The sequence below is a fragment of the Chryseobacterium pennipullorum genome (genome assembly GCF_003384725.1).
GTDB lineage: Bacteria > Bacteroidota > Bacteroidia > Flavobacteriales > Weeksellaceae > Chryseobacterium > Chryseobacterium pennipullorum.
Genome location: NZ_QNVV01000012.1, coordinates 120,121 through 136,111, shown reverse-complemented (window position 1 = coordinate 136,111; position 15,991 = coordinate 120,121). Strand labels below are relative to the sequence as shown.

Here is a 15,991-nt window from a genome sequence, read left to right as displayed (position 1 = left end):
TATGGATAATCTGATGTTCCGAAAATTTGCTCTTTTTCATAAGGTTTAACAAACTAAATTTAATAATTTTAATTTGTCTGAAAAACAGGGAAGGTTACCTCTTTACCTCCAAACTTATACGCATGATAGCTTGAAGAAGGAGTCGTGTTGAGTCCATTTCCTCCTGTATGGTTTAACCCGAAAGCATAATAATTATTGGTTCCGGTAATTTCACGAGCGCCTGCGCTGTTTCTGGCAAAACTTACCCTTACCTAAGTGGTCTTATAATGGTAAATATAGCGGTTTCTTATAGTAAAAAAAAGGGTAAGTCTTCAAAAAGGGGAAGTCTTCAAAAACAGGGAAGTCTACCAAAACAGGGAAGTCTACCTTCAGTCTATTTAATTATTTTATTAGGGAAAAAATCTTTCAAATCCATCTCATCAAATATAGGATTACATTTTTTGACAACTTCATCTTTATGAACTTTAGAAATATTGCTCAAAATATCATCTATATTTTGATATACCATATTATCCTTAATTTCCACACTTATTACATTGCAGCGATGTTTATTATCCTGTATTGCAATGCTTGAAGTAAATGCATTGTTATCATTTGGTAAATGAATATAAGAATACTTCATTAAATATTCATAGTTGAAGTTTTTATCAACAATAATCATAGACGGAATAAACATATATTTATCGTGAGCGCCTGTATACAGCTTGATACTATAAACTACTTTTTTCTTCTGTTCAATACTTTGTTTAAAATTAACAAGAATTCCTTTATCATATTTTTTTGAAAAAAAAATCAGATTTACTGGGTCAATACTTTTTAATCTTTTATCAAAGTCAAATCTTTGTCTATCTAAAATATAATACACAACATAATTTTTGTCTTCAAGTATTTTTATGATATTTCCCTTTTCTTTTTTTAAATTAATCGAAATTTCATTATTTTCTATATCAACCATTCTTAGTTGAGAAAAGGTATTTATATTAATAACTAAAGCTATTAATATAAATAATTTATTTAATTGTTTTAACTCCATATTTTGTCATTATAATATTAAAATTTCTTTGAAGAGCTTCACCGTCGTTATATCTAACCCATCCTTTTATATAATTATTTTTAGAAGTTTGGTTATAATTTATAAAATTTTCAAATGGAATAGTTCCTTTCCCTTTTACAGTATAATTACTAGAATAATCTCTATTTATAAAAATATCTCTAGATTTTACAATAGAAGAGATACCCACACCAAAAAGATCGTCATATCTGGCAGTCCAACAAGTTCCCATAATTAGATTTTTACCTTCTTTAACAAAATTAGCAATGCCTATAAAACTCTCTATACTATTTTTAGTTTCCACTGATAACTTACTTTTATCTGAGATATATTGTTGTATATGACTACCTAATATTTGATCAGCATTTTTAGGAGTATAGAAACCCGTATCACCTGCCATTCTGTAAACGCCAGTATCAGGATCACGCAATGCCTCTCCATTTTCATTAATAATATATCTTTCACTTTCTAAACCATGTGAATTTATATATATATTATCTGCTTGAGTATTTCCCAAATATTTAGATAGCTTAGTCAGAGCATCTTTTAAATTTAAAGCATCAATAATATGCCATCCATTTTCTTCAAATTCACTATTTATAAAATTGCCAAGCCCTTCTTTATCTCCCCTTATAAAGTTAATAATGATATTTGTTGCAATACTTGCTGGCGTTTCTAAAGAGCCAAATCCATAACTACCACCATATCCTGTTTCTATAGACCCAAATTCGGAACTTCCTTTTCCCAGCCAGTTTGGATTGATCCAAGTTGAAGGAGCATCTGGTTTCGTATCAGTAGGCATCGCAAACTGACGTGGTTGCATCCCATCAGGATCGATAAAGCTGATAGGATTGTTAAAGGCATAATTATAAGGAGAATATCTTCTCATCGCTTCTGACATTGGATCTATCACGCCCCATCTTGCAATATCCGGCATATACATTCTGGCTCCAAAATCATACATCCCAGTTTCCTGGAGTTCTTTACCTCCGAACTTATAAGAATGATAAGTAGAGAATGGAGACATATTTCCTCCTCCAATATGGTTTAATCCAAAAGGATAATAATTGTTGGTTCCGGTAACTTCAGGAGCACCTGCGCTGTTTCTGGAGAAACTTACCCTTACATTACCTAAGTGGTCTTTATACTGGTAAATATAACGGTTTTCCGTGAAACTGTAAAACCCTTCAGCGGTAGGTACAAAATCCAGTTTCCATTGCGGGCCACCCGGAAGGACAGGACCAATAATCTTTTTATACGCCTGTTCTTCATAGGCACTTTCAGTTTTACAGGTAGGACATCCTGTACCCTCATCATCATAGGTATACTGAAACCCATCCAGATAGTCTGTCATACGGGTGATAGGAAGCCCCATCGGAGGCTGACTTTTATATATTTTCCGAAGTTTTTCTCCAGTTGCGGCATATAAATGACTGATATTGCTACTGGACGTTTTTCCGGCTGAATTGGTCAATGTAATGGATAACTGATTAGAAAGACTTAAAAAGTTATATCCAATACTTTGTATCCCTTTATCCTTCATATTGGTCATATTTCCGTTCAGGTCATAATCAATTGTATTGTTTCCGCCTTCATAGCCCGTATCGTTCAATGCATTTTCAATCACTTTATCCAGGCGGTTTCCGGTGTATTGGTAAGCCAGATCATCAACCTGGGTAGCCGTGGTTCCCGTCACCGGGAAAGCGTTCCTTTTCAGGGTTTTGATATTGCCGTTCAGGTCGTAGGTGGCATGTTCATTATAATAGTTGTTATACGGATTGGTCGTATTGGGTTCTGTATATACGGCATCCTTCAACCTGTTTAACGGATCGTAAGTATAGGAATATCTTTTCAATACCCCGTCTGAAGCAGACTTCCAGTCGATCTCAGAGATGTTTCCATTACTTTTTCCCGGAGCAATATTGGTGTAGGCCGGCTTTTGGTATTTCAGTTCATATCCGAAGAGTTTAGTTCCTAACGCAGCAGGATTATTGATTTTTATAAGGGCACCACGGATGTCATACTGATAATCCATACTCTCCAGACCATTTCCTACTTTTTTGTTGATGATCTGTGACAACTCATTATAAGTATTTTCCGACAAAATTTCCACCGGTTTATTATCTACCTGGTGACGGTGTCTGATCACTCTGTTCTGGTTGTCAAAATCAAAACTCTGAGCAATCACTTTTTCTGTATCGGTATTCAGCCTTTTATGGTATACTTTAGATTGTTTGGCAATACCTACAAAATCGAGTTCGGTTTCTGTTTTGGTGTATCCGCCGAGGTGATTAATAGCATAGGTGCTGATCAATCTTCCTTTTGCATCGTAGTACGCGTAATTTTTCGTCCAATTATCATCCTCTACATTTTTCACAAGGCTCAATGTAGGCATTGCCTTAGTGTTTACCGCTGCATTTCCCGTATCAGAAATAACAGGTTTTCCCAACACAGAAGATGGAAAAGGTGGATTAAAACTGTATACAGGATAAGTATCATAGTAATTTAAAGATAATAAGTACTGTACCTTATTATATTGAGGATATCCTGTTTCCACAGTGTAGTAAACTCCCATTCCACTATAGTTTACAACCACAGAAGAAGTTCTTTTCTCATTGTTTTTTCCTTTCGTATCTGCATAGTTTTGTTCTGCAAGACGTGAACCACCAACAGCAAGAGATAAACCAGTCATGATAACTCTTCCGAACTGATCATATTTTGTGTATAACCATTGTCCCTTTTCTCTTAAGTTGGCATCCTGAGTGCCCACCAGTCTGTCTTGAGTATCATAAATCATATATTCCCAGCCTTTTCCAGGAACTTTCTTCTCTACCAACCTTCCCAGTCCGTCGTAGCGGTACTGGTAACAGAGATTATCCAATGTGGTCTGATCAGGCACAGAATTGCTTACTGCCATCGGAGGAATCACATAGACCAGTTGTCCATACTCATTGTAAAGGTAATAGGTATCTACATTCTGTGCCCCGTCATTTTTTCTAACGAGGATGGTTTCTCCTTTTCCGTTTTTAAATTCCGTACCGGTATTTCCGTCGGGATCTGTAACCGTATTTTTTCCCAATTGATTGGCAGGGTAAAAAACAGGCTGGGAAATGGCTGTTTGGGTCCTGCCCTCCACCCACGTAGTGGTCAGTGCATATTTTCTCACTTCCCCCTGTATATTGGTTCCATAACCAATATTAACAGGTTTCTGGGACCAGGTGTTTCCTGCAGGGACTACCTGGCTAACGCGGCCTGCAAAAAGGTTGTCATACTTTTTTTCAGTATAGATTTTTTCATTGCCATATCCGGCTGCAGGAGCATTTGCTAATGGGTTTGTATATAACGCACCGTTCTGACTTCCGTTTTGGGGAACCGGATAGTAGTTTTTAGCCTGTCTTCCCTGGGCGTCATATTCAAAAGGCAGCACTACATCCCTTCCCAGAGGCGTCGCTTTAATAGCTACCGACTGGATAGGTCTTCCCAATCCGTCAAAATACTGTACAGATTCTGATTTTTTATTACAGTCTCCATCCATACAGGTTTTGCTGTAGACATAGTTTTCATTGGTGCTGAGGTTTGTTTGTGCAAAAGAAATTGCTGCTACAAACAAAAGGGTAACTCCTGATATAATTCTTTTCATGGTTTTAGTGTTTGTAGTTATACTGGTTTTCCTGTAGGGTTTTTCCTTCTGAATCCTTTACTTTAATTAATCTTCCCGCTGTATCATACACATTGGTTGTTCTGACGCCGTTAGCTGATACGGAATTGGTGACTCCAGTCAAAGGATCATAGGTCGAAGTGGTAATGCTGTAGTCTTTCAGGGCAGGATCTTTTCTTAAGGTATCTAATGCCTGTAGCAATGCGGGTTCATTCGCAGGGCTATCATTATCTGCATCAGAAGCTGCGATGGCAGCGGTAACACTGGATAAAGAAGCAACTTGAGCATAAGAAGCACCGGCAATCACGGCAATAGGAACCGTCTGATTATATCCCCAGATGGTGGTATCCGGAATTCCGTTTTTCCCTGTGGCCTGCACCAGGTTTCCTTTACTGTCGTAGACATCAAGCGTAGAAGTTGTAATCGGAGCTTGAGTTTGTCTGTTATAACCTATGACAGAACTTGGATATAAATGCGACCCATTATCAAATTTTGTTTCGGATTTTCCGATTGTTTTACCGTTTTCTTTTATTTCTGATTCAAGCAATACACCCGTCATATTGGCTTCCAGTAGTCTGGTATGATTTTTATCCTGAGCATATTTATAGAAAGTTTCCGTTACGGTTCCATCTGGAGCTGTACTTCTGGAGCTGGAAGGTTTGAAATTATCTGCTCGTACATTACTTTCTCCTGAGCTTTGTAAAAACGAAGATGTTATACCGGAAGGATAAGCTATAGAACTTGTTTTGGTTTGGCTGGTAAATGCCGGTTTAGAATAACTAGAAAAATACTCATCAACCGCATAGTCTTTATCATCAGCTTCCGCAAAGGTATATTCAAAAATATCCTGCGCTAACAACTGCTTACTTTCACTATACACTTCTTTTTTATCCAACACTCCGGATTTAATAAGATTATAATACGGTTTAAACGTTTTATTCTGTCCGTCTTTTACATAAGGATATGATGGATATTCACGGGGAAGCTTGAAATAGAATTGTGTATACCCTTTTCCACCACTCTCAGTGACTTTTACATTTTTGTACAGCACATGATCTACCCCATAATTTCCACTGGTATCATTTGGTGAATTAAAATTATTGTAGCTATATGACAACGACTGAACAGGTATTGTACTTCCTGCATCAGTATATCTGTTGATGGTTTTTATTCTCATCCCTGAAGGATTTGAATTCCTATAAGGCCCCGGTTTATACATCAGTTCTTTAAGGGAAAAAGTACCGCTTCCTCCATGAAAGTAAGGAATTGTAATGGTTACTGTATACTGCCCCGGATAGTTATAAAATTTTGAATCATGTATTTTTCTGTTGGCAAAAATAGTTTCACTTCCTCTTTTTAATGTGTAGGACATTTTTTCATTTTCCTTCACAGGCTTTGGAATGGTAGGATATCCTGTATTCGGATCAATAGGACCAGGAATAAGATTGTATTCTATCCCATAGTTAAACCATAATGTCTTTTTCTTTGTCTGGTCTCCCGGAATAGTAAACGTGTATGTTAAAGACTGGGTGGTGTCAAAATTAATATCCGCATGCTGCTGGATATATTGAATACAGGCATTCTTAAGATCAGCACTTATTGATTCCAAATATTCTGTAGAATTTTTATTTTCATATGTTTCCCCGGTTTCATATATATATTCTGTTGCCCCTTTTGACGGGTAAATAATTTTATTTAGCATCCCATAAGGTTTGATAATCCTTGGGCCATCACAATCTGACACTATCGCAGGCCCTGCATTGAAAGCATTATATAGAAATGAAGTTTCCTCCAAAACAGTTGTGCCATCCATTTTTTTGATCCTATCCAACTGTCTTCTTTTTGAAGTACTTTCTATCGTACCCGGGGGAAACGGATAGGAATATTCAAATACATATTCTGCGATTTTTGCATATTTATTATTGAGAATAACTTTTTTAATACTGTAAGGCTCATTCATTGTTTTTTCCAGCGCCTCATCATAATCGTACACCATCTCTATATTTCCGAAAGCCGTGTTTATTTTTTGCAGCTGGCAGGTTTTATAAAAAAGTGTGGTTTTATCATCAAGATATTTGGCCTCTTTTTTATAGTTAAAACCAACAACCTCTACTCCGTTGGCATTGGTAATTTTAGTAAGGTAAAATGCCGAATTGAATTCAGTTGAAATAAGTTCTCCCAGATCATCATTTTTAAAAAGCACTGCAATGGAACTGTCATTAAAATGATACGTGTTCCCCTGATCATCGGTAATGGTAAAGGAGTCTACAATAAGGGTTGACGCATTATTTTTCCTTGTGTAAGCTATCTTAACGTGATTCACCGGCGAAAGATCAATAACACTAAAGCTATTCTGCTCTGTATTTCTTTCAATTTTAAACTTTCCTGAAAGTCCCGGAACATTGTAATAGTATTCGTCATCAAACACATTTTTCTCATAATCAGGACTATTAATATCCTGATATATTTCATCCAGCAAACCATTAATTTTTCTGGAAATAGCTCCTCCCTTAGGCATAAACCATCCGGCTCCCATTTCTCCAACCGTTTCCGAAGAATTCATACGGTCATAACTGAGCTGTAAACCAAGTCCAGAACCATGCCCCGGAAGGCTTAGTAATGGAACTGATATTTCAGGAATTCCCGCCGCAAGAGACGGAGGATTATCATTGTAACTGGCAAGAGGTGCCAGGGAAGGAACCGGGTTGGGCATGTTCCCGAAATTCACTCCCTGAAAGTTATTAAGTTGTCCCAATACAGTCCCATACAGGAAAGACAGGACAGCAGCATAAAAGTAAGTCTTCTTCATGGTTATTTTTTTATCAGTTTAGCATTTGCTGTTTTATTCGTATCTGTTTTTATGGTCACCAGATAAGCCCCCTGCACCAAAGCCTGGGTATTTATTTTAGCCACTTTATTCTTGGTCTTCAAATTCTGAAGCTGTCTTCCGCTCATGTCATACACCAGGATGTCTGCTTCTTTAAAATCGAAGCCGATTTCTACGTAGGCGTAGTCGGATACAGGATTCGGGTAGATTTTGATGTCATATTTAACGATCAGATCATTCACCTGTTGATCACCCAGTTTCACGATCTTCCAGTTTTCTTTTCCTAATTCTTCGGCACTGGTGCCGGCCAAAATAATGGAACCGTCACGGTTTAATTTCAAATCTGAAAGCCTCTCTTCTCTTTTTCTGGACTCGCCGCTTACGTGTTTTCGCCACTGCTCATTTCCATTTCCATCCACATACAGCATCCAGAACGTCTCATCATCTTTTTCTATCCTTCCTTCTGCCTGGGTATAGCCACCCAACAAAATCCCCTTTGTTAAGTCTTGGTTCCTGGTTCTTGTATCTTGACTCTGAATTACACTCATCCCCATCAGAATATCCCTGTTTTTGAAGTTGTAGGATTTCTGCCACCGCTCCTCACCCCGTTCATTTAAGGCCATCAGCCAAAGGTCGGTCCCTTCTTCGATGCCTACGGATTTATTGCCGGATCTTTCGGATCTGGATTCACCACCGATGACAAAGCCACCAGGGGTTGAAGCTAAAGCTCTGATATGGTCATCGCCTTTTCCGCCATAGTTCTTCTCCCATTCTACTTTGCCGGTTTCGTCCAGCTTAACGATCCAGTAGTCTCCTTCGCCAAAATTGCTGCTGGCCTTTGGCCTTTGGCTGATGGCTGCTGAAGGGATTGGTTTTTCCTGATCCCCAACCTCAGAACTTCTGGAATAAATCCCTAACAACGCTCCGCCATCTTTGGTGGGAATCATTTTCTCCACTTCATCGAGTCCTTTTCCTCCTAAAATCAATTGGGACAATTCTTTTCCGTCTTTGTCAAGCCGGGTAATCCATACGTCTTTGGAGCCATAGCCCTGGGCCGAGTTTTGGATGTTTCCGGCCACAAAGAACCCAAAGTCTGTGGTTTGGATAACGGCTTTAGCTTCTTCATCGGCAGTGGAGCCTAAGGTTTTCTGCCACAGTTCATCTCCGAATTCATTAATTCTGATCAGCCAGATGTCGGATCCGCCTTTGGAATCGTCTTTTTTATCAAGGCCCTTCCCTGAATACGAGGTACCGGACACCAAAAATCCACCGTCCTGAGTGGTTACGGTAGCGGAAAGAAAATCATGATTCTGGCCTGCGAAATATTTTTCCCAAACCTGTTCTCCCTGCTGGTTCAGCTTGACAAGATGAAAGTCATAACCGTTGTTGGGCTTCTGCGCGTCGCCAACTGAAGCCTGGTTTTTAGCCTGGATACTGCTTCCGGTGATTAAATATTGCTGATCGATGGTGGTAGCCACCTGGCTTAGAAAATCCTGTGTATTGGACTTAATATCCCGCTGCCAGAGAATTTCCTGGGCAGAAAGTCCCAGAGCAGTGCATAATGTGTAAGCACCCATGTAGAGTTTTTTCATATTTTATGTTTTTTTTATAAAACGCTGGAAATTAATTCTTTTTAAAAATACAAGTCAATATGCCATCCATATTCACTATATATTAAACAAAACAAAATTCATTTTACGGGAAATTTTTAAACAATTAATCCCGTTTTAATGATTTTAATTCAAAATATTAATCAATAATCTGCAAATTATTATAGAATTTTTCTTAAATAATAGCTGTTTTTTTACCTTAAAGTGAAGACTACTGGATATAAGGATAGATATCGTGGGATGTTTTTTGGTTTCATGCTTATTTTATTAGTTTTATACCTTGTCTGATAATTTTTTACAAATTTACTATTTTTAATCAGCCCTATCTCCATGATTTAATACAGGTTAACAAGGCTTAATCTTTAAATCATCCAAAAATAATCCCTTGATACGACAGAACGTGTCGTATTTTATTAATCTTCAGTCAATCGGTTATTCCAGCTTAAAAAAGAAATACACAACAGCTGCCCATTCTTTTCGGATTCCTTTGGCATAACCGATGGTGCTGCGGCTGCTGTTTTCTACCGTTCCATCATCTTTGATGTATCCTATCAGGGATCGGCTGCTGTTTTCTACGGTACCGTCTTTTTTTACATAGCCTACAGTAGAACGGTTTTTGTTTTCGATCGTACCGTTACTTTTGATGTAACCGATAGTCGAATGGCTTTTATTCTCAATGGTCCCGTCTGACCTGATGTAACCGATTGTGGAACGACTGCTGTTTTCAATGGTACCATCTGCTTTGATATAGCCCGTTGTGCTCCGGCTTCGAGATTCTATTGTTTGTGCATGGGCCGCAAAATAGATAATTAAAAAGCAAAAAATGGTTAGTCCTGTTTTCATGGTTCAATTGTTCTTGGGATTTAAATAGGTGCCACAAAGTAAGACTAACGCTTTTGAAAAACAAACAGCCTACTATCAGTAAAAGATACATTTTAAATCAGGTTGAGTCATACACTGATTCCCAAACACCCAAATCAATGATTCTAAAAACAATAAAGTCCGTATTTATCGTAGAATTCCACCTCATAAACCTGGAAAATACTATCCACGACATAAATCATATTTTATTTTTAAATCATTTGTAAATTATTTATTTATATTTGGACTAATTATAAATAACACATGAAACTAATTTTTGAGCGTTTAAATTACTCCAAGTTTGCAGCAGCATTTTTTCTAACTGCTTTTTCAATTAAATACACTAATGCTCAAACAATTATCAATGTAAAAAATGAAAATAAGCAAGCTATTTTCAATGCAAAAATCACTGTTGAAGGAAATGGAGTTATTACTCAACAGACAACAGACAGGAATGGGCAAGTAACAATTTATGAAAAACCAGGTACATATATGGTTTCTGTAGAAAATTCGTTATTTAGAAAAAAAGATTTCAAAATTCAGATCAGTGAAGAGCGGGAAACATTGGATGTTACTCTTTTAAAATCTGCTTATGAACTCGAAGAAGTGATTGTGGAAGGAACAAAACTTTCAGCATCACAAAGAATCCGTGAGTCACTGTATACTCCTGAAGTTATTGATTTCAAAGAATTTAAAACCTCCTCAAAAACAGTTGTAGAAGCTTTAAACCTGGCTTCCGGATTGCGAATACAGCAGCAAGGCGGAATGGGAAGTACTGTGAATGTGATCCTTAACGGTATTGATGGAAAAGATGTCCGGGTTTTTGTAGATGAAATTCCTGTTTATCTTCTGGGACGTGGTTTTGAACTGCAGAATCTCACCGCCAACATCATTGATCGTGTTGAAATATACAAAGGGCTGATTCCTGTACAGTTTGGGTCTGATGCTTTAGGAGGAGTCATCAATATTGTTACCAAACAGGGAGAAAAAGATTTTCTGGGGGCAGGATACAGTTATGGTTCATGGAATTCTCACGAAGCCACCCTCAACGCTTTAGGACATCCTTTCAAAAACAAAAAATTCTATGCAGGCTTCGATGCGGTGTACCGTCATTCAGACAATGACTACTGGATGGATGATGTAGATATTGTGGTTGACGATTTATACAACACAAAAAAAGGACGTGCCAGAAGGTTTAATGATCAATATGATTTTGCGTTAGCCAAACTACAGGTAGGTGTTAAAGACCTAAGCTGGGCAGATCACCTGAAATTCATTTCTACTTTCACTCACACTTATAAAGAGTGGCAGCATGGAGTTACCGCTCTACAGCCCTGGGGAGAGCCTTTTTCCAGAGAATATACTGGCGGAGCCGCTTTGAACTGGAAAAAATCAAGTGCACAAAAAAATAAATGGCAGATTGATGTGACTGCCGGATACAATTTTGAACAGACTTATTTTGAAGATATTTCATCACGAATCTATTTCTGGGACGGCAATTATGCCCAGGGAACAACTAAGGGAGAAAGCGGATTATACACCCAGGGACGTACTCCAAAAATCAATCAGAATGTGTTCTATGCAAGAGAAAATGCCTTTTTCAGATTAGGAGACCATTACAAACTGAACGTTAACCTATTGACTACAAGAATGGAATTAACCGGAGAAGATAAAGCAGGTACAGCTACCTACAAAGAAGATCCCTTTAAAACCCCTCAAACATTATTCAATAACTTTTTCGGTACTTCTCTTGAATCGAAATTTTTAAATGGTCACCTGATTTCCAATACTTCTTTCAAACATTACTACAACCAGGTTCGGGGCATTAATTTTAAGATTAATAATGAATTTGACAAACTCAATTCGTCTTCCTCTTCTGATATTGGTTTTGGTCAGGTTTTCAAATGGATGGCAACGCCACAAATTTCGATATTACCAGGTTATGAATATACTGTTCGACAGCCTGACAGCAGGGAGATTTTCGGGGATTATATTACAACCAGCCCTAATCCTAACTTAAAATCAGCCAAGAGTCATAACCTCAACTTTAAGGTACAGTATAAAACTTTAGAAGGCAAAATATTTACAGGAATCAGTGGTTTTTACAGAAATACAAAAGACCGTATTCTCCTTACCACTTTTTCCAATGCCCTTGCTGCCTACACGAATTTATTAAAGACCTCGACCCTTGGTGCAGAATGGTTCATGGAATATAAGATTAACAACAAGATTAGTTTCAATCTTAATGCAACTTATCTGGATACCCGATTACGGGGAGTAGATGATTCCGGAATTTTTAATGACAAATATGTGGGCGCCAGAATTCCTAATACTCCTTATCTCTTTGGAAATGCCCAGATATCTTACACACTGGATCCCGGAAATAAAAAAAACTATTATTTCAGAGTATTATACACCGGATCTTATGTCCATGAATATTTCCTCACCTGGGCTATCAATGGGATAAAATCTTCCAAAACAATTATTCCATCACAGTTTGTCAACGATATTTCGGTGTCCGTTCATTCTAAAAACGAGAAATGGAGTTTTGCGATTGACGGAAAAAACCTGACCAACGCCAAGGTATATGATAACTTCTCTGTTCAAAAGCCGGGACGGAGCATTTACGCTAAGATTACGTATCAATTTAACTAAACAGAAATCATAAAAAATCAAAACAATGAAGAACAAATTAACTGCTTTAAGTTTTATGCTGCTGAGCATCTTATCCTGCAACAGCAAAGATGATGAACCCGGAAATCCAACAGCGGATAGCGGAACAGCCAGTTTCGCCCTGATTACAAGACCCCAAAACTCCAATGGAATGTCCTTTTCTGCCTATATGCAGAAGTTAGAATCTCCGGATTTTACAGGAACATTAGACAATTCTAAGGCATACGAAATTTCTGCTTCCCATTCCGGAGGAGTCTATGAGTTTAAAAAGGCTGTGTATGTGAATGATTATCAAAACAAATCGATCACCAGATGGACTTTATCCAACGGAAATGCCGGCGAGAAAAAAGGATCAATTGCAGTTCCTGAGCTGGGATTTCAGGGAAACATTGCATTTAAGGACGAAAATACAGCTTATATAGGAGGATCAGGGAAAATCGTGATCTTTAATCCAACAACGATGACTAAAACCGGAGTAATCGACTGGACCTCCATGTCAAGAGTCGGACAGGTAACCAACTTCCCTACTGCCGGAGCCAAAATTCAGGCGGATGGGGTTACCGAGATTATCATCAATGGAAATTATATGTACGCAGCATTGTATTACATGAATGATTTTAACACGTTCACTCCGGCTACGACAACATGTGATATTCTTGTTATCGATCTTACCAAAGTCAATAATTCATCCAGTGATAATTCTAATGCACTTGTAAAAATTATCACGGATACAAGAGGTTCCTTTACAGGAGCCTGGAATACCGGCGGCGGCGTTTACTACATGAATAAAACGGAAACCGGAGATATCTATGTATTGTGTCACAATGTATTTGGCGGAGCCAGAAACGTGATTGGTAAGCCTGCCTGTATGTTACGAATCAAAAACGGAGCTACAGAATTCGATAAAGACTATTATTTTAACCTGGAAGCCGCATCACAAGGAAACGGAAATCCTGTTACCAACTTCGAATATTACGGAAACGGTAAATTCCTGGCTACCGTACTCGATCCTTCAAAACTGGATCCGGGCAATCCGTATTCATACAATACAGATGCTATTTTCCGTTGGTGGAGCTTTGATTTAAATGCGAAAACAGCCACAAAAGTAGATGATGATTATACCATCGGAGGAAAAGTAGCAAGATGTTATTTCGCAAACGGATTCGCTTATGTTCCATTTGCCAATAAAACAAGCAACTACATCAATAAAATCAATTTAAGCAATCTAAGTAAAACCAAAACAGTCACTACAACAGGGATGTCTCATATTCTAAAACTGAACTAGAACATTGCAATGGAATGAGTGTCTGAAAGTTATTCAGATGCTCATCTATTGCTATTCGTCATTTTAAAACTTACACTAAAAAATCAAATATTATGAGAAAATCCATGACCATACTCAGGTATGTTTTTGCCGTTGTGCTGTTACTTTTCGGTGCAATCGGAACCTATGCCATGTTTACAGAAGGCTATAATCCGCAAAGCGAAGGAATTTTATTGTTTGGAAAGACCTTCCGCCAGTTGCATGATGCTATTATGATGAGTTATTTAGGTCCTTTCGTTCGTTTAGCCCAATTATTTGCAGGAATACTTTTATTAACCAAAAGATACTGGTGGATTGGTTTACTGTTCTATCTTCCTTTTGCAGTCAATATCTTTTTAATTCATATTATTCATGATATGCCGCCTGCCCACCCTGGATTTTTCGCTTCCGGAATGATCGTATCTATTATGAATTTTGTCCTGGTTTTTTATGAAAAAGATCGTCTGAAACAGCTTGTTGTCACTCCAAAAACAAAGTAACCCATGGCCATCAATCAAAAAGTGTATGAAGCCATCATTGTAGGATCAGGATTTTCAGGAATTTCAATGGCGATCAGCTTAAAAAAACGAGGGATCCATTCTTTTCTTATCCTGGAAAAAGCAAAAGACCTGGGAGGAACCTGGAGAGACAATACCTATCCCGGTGCTCAGTGTGATGTACCTTCAGCATTGTACAGCTACTCTTTTGAACCTTTTGCAGGTTGGGCGAAAAAATGGTCAGACCAGCCACAAATTCTTGATTACTTAAGATTCAATGCAGAAAAGAACGATTTACAAGAACATATCCTGTATGAAAAAGAATTTTCTTCATCATCATTTATGGAAAATGAAGGCTGCTGGGAAGTGAAGACCAAAGAAGGTGATGCCTATACTGCAAAGTCGCTTATTATGGCCATAGGTCAGCTGCACCACCCGAAAATCCCCGATTTTAAGGGAAAAGAAACTTTCAAAGGAAATACATGGCATTCCGCACAATGGAACCATGAGATTGATTTGAAAGGAAAACGTGTAGGAGTTATAGGAAATGCAGCCAGCGCCATTCAGTTTGTTCCGAAGATTGTTCCTGATGTAGAGTCTCTGACGGTCTTCCAACGAAGTGCAAAATGGTTATTACCCAAGAAAAACTCGCTGTACAACGATAAGGACAGACGTTGGCATCAAAAATACCCTTTCACACTCAATTGGGCACGTCATTCAAATAATACATTCAATGGAGTGTTTTATCATTTGATGGGCCAGAACAAATTCTGGAAAAAGCTTTGGCAGGGTGTCAGCTTGAGCCACCTCAAAAAGTCTGTCAAAGATCCGGAACTTCTGAAAAAGCTGACCCCGGATTATCCAATGGGAGCGGTCCGTGTCCTTTTATCAGACGAATATTATCCTGCTTTGGCAAAAGAAAATGTACAGGTCAATGTAGATGGAATCTCATATATCACTGAGGATGGTATTGTTACCAAGTCCGGAGATCAAATTCCTTTGGATGTTATTATTTACGCGACCGGATTCGAAAGCAACCCCTTTCTGAAAGGATTGGATATACAAGGATTAAATGGACTTTCTATACGCAATGCCTGGGAGCAGTCCACAGAGACCTATCTTGGAATTACAACGGCAGGTTTCCCGAATTTCTTTATGATGTTCGGTCCCAATACGAATCTTGCTCATAGTTCTGTCCTGCTCATGGTAGAAAATCAGGCTCATTACATCACTGAATGTATCACTCTTATTTCGAATAACAGACTGAAATACATGGATGTGAAACCTGATTTCCAGAAGAAGTTTACCCGTCAGGTCAACGAAAGAATGAAGAAAAAGGCCTGGACTCAGGCTAAGAACAGCTGGTACAAAGACGGAGATATTATTCTCAACAATTGGCCCGGCAAAGCGAAAGAATATCAAAAACTGACAAAAAAAGTAGATCAGTCTGCTTATACTTTTTGTCAATAAATAACCACCACTAAACCAATACAACTAACATGGAAAAAAGT

Annotated in this window: 9 protein-coding genes; 4 read left to right on the top strand and 5 right to left on the bottom strand. The window is 38.1% G+C overall.

Annotation, left to right across the window (positions count from 1 at the left end; genetic code table 11):
• Positions 1 to 373: 373 nt before the first annotated feature.
• From DRF67_RS14070 to DRF67_RS14050, 5 genes are all read right to left on the bottom strand, one after another.
• Positions 374 to 1,033, bottom strand: coding sequence for a hypothetical protein (locus DRF67_RS14070; RefSeq protein ID WP_115928926.1), 660 nt, complete (start codon positions 1,031 to 1,033; stop codon positions 374 to 376).
• Positions 1,011 to 4,691, bottom strand: coding sequence for a DUF6443 domain-containing protein (locus DRF67_RS14065; RefSeq protein WP_115928925.1), 3,681 nt, complete (start codon positions 4,689 to 4,691; stop codon positions 1,011 to 1,013). Before DRF67_RS14065 ends, DRF67_RS14070 begins: the two co-directional genes overlap by 23 nt.
• 4 nt (positions 4,692 to 4,695) lie before the next feature.
• A complete protein-coding gene (locus DRF67_RS14060) occupies positions 4,696 to 7,518 on the bottom strand; it encodes an RHS repeat protein (protein WP_115928924.1) in 2,823 nt (940 codons plus the stop codon).
• 2 nt (positions 7,519 to 7,520) lie between these two features.
• A complete protein-coding gene (locus tag DRF67_RS14055) occupies positions 7,521 to 9,128 on the bottom strand; it encodes a T9SS type A sorting domain-containing protein (protein ID WP_115928923.1) in 1,608 nt (535 codons plus the stop codon).
• A gap of 450 nt (positions 9,129 to 9,578) precedes the next feature.
• A complete protein-coding gene (locus DRF67_RS14050; protein ID WP_115928922.1) occupies positions 9,579 to 9,989 on the bottom strand; it encodes a 5-fold beta-flower protein in 411 nt (136 codons plus the stop codon).
• Positions 9,990 to 10,271: 282 nt separating this feature from the next.
• Here DRF67_RS14050 and DRF67_RS14045 point away from each other — a divergent pair, with 282 nt between their 5' ends.
• The 4 genes from DRF67_RS14045 (at position 10,272) to DRF67_RS14030 (ending at position 15,950) form a co-directional block, all read left to right on the top strand.
• The gene (locus DRF67_RS14045) at positions 10,272 to 12,662 is read left to right on the top strand and encodes a TonB-dependent receptor plug domain-containing protein (RefSeq protein WP_115928921.1); all 2,391 of its coding nucleotides are present in this window, start codon (positions 10,272 to 10,274) and stop codon (positions 12,660 to 12,662) included.
• A 25-nt stretch (positions 12,663 to 12,687) separates the two neighbouring features.
• A complete protein-coding gene (locus tag DRF67_RS14040; RefSeq protein WP_115928920.1) occupies positions 12,688 to 13,965 on the top strand; it encodes a DUF4374 domain-containing protein in 1,278 nt (425 codons plus the stop codon).
• A 92-nt stretch (positions 13,966 to 14,057) separates the two neighbouring features.
• Complete coding sequence (locus DRF67_RS14035; protein WP_115928919.1) at positions 14,058 to 14,483, top strand: hypothetical protein; 426 nt, start codon at positions 14,058 to 14,060, stop codon at positions 14,481 to 14,483.
• Positions 14,484 to 14,486: 3 nt separating this feature from the next.
• Positions 14,487 to 15,950: a flavin-containing monooxygenase gene (locus DRF67_RS14030; RefSeq protein ID WP_115928918.1), complete on the top strand. Its 1,464-nt coding sequence runs from the start codon at positions 14,487 to 14,489 to the stop codon at positions 15,948 to 15,950.
• Positions 15,951 to 15,991: the final 41 nt, after the last annotated feature.